Genomic DNA, 572 nt, shown 5'->3' on the forward strand with positions numbered 1-572 from the left:
ACGTTGTACCGTCTTATCCTCTGCACCTGCTAAGGTTATAGGGACAAGCCGTACGGGCAATTAGTACTGGTTAGCTTAATGCATTACTGCACTTCCACACCCAGCCTATCAACGTCCTGGTCTCGAACGACCCTTCAAAGAGCTCAAGGCTCTGGGAAATCTCATCTCAAGGCAAGTTTCCCGCTTAGATGCTTTCAGCGGTTATCTCTTCCGAACTTAGCTACCCGGCAATGCCACTGGCGTGACAACCGGTACACCAGAGGTTCGTCCACTCCGGTCCTCTCGTACTAGGAGCAGCCCCCTTCAAATTTCCAACGCCCACGGCAGATAGGGACCAAACTGTCTCACGACGTTTTAAACCCAGCTCACGTACCACTTTAAATGGCGAACAGCCATACCCTTGGGACCGGCTACAGCCCCAGGATGTGATGAGCCGACATCGAGGTGCCAAACCCCCCCGTCGATGTGAGCTCTTGGGGGGAATCAGCCTGTTATCCCCAGAGTACCTTTTATCCGTTGAGCGATGGCCCTTCCATACAGAACCACCGGATCACTATGTCCTACTTTCGTAC

Annotated in this window: 1 rRNA gene; it reads right to left on the reverse strand. The window is 53.0% G+C overall.

The features are described from left to right. Positions 1-39: 39 nt before the first annotated feature. Positions 40-572 (reverse strand): 23S ribosomal RNA (locus AEQU1_RS16240); the annotation flags it as partial.

It is taken from the genome of Aequorivita sp. CIP111184, assembly GCF_900489465.1.
GTDB lineage: Bacteria > Bacteroidota > Bacteroidia > Flavobacteriales > Flavobacteriaceae > Aequorivita.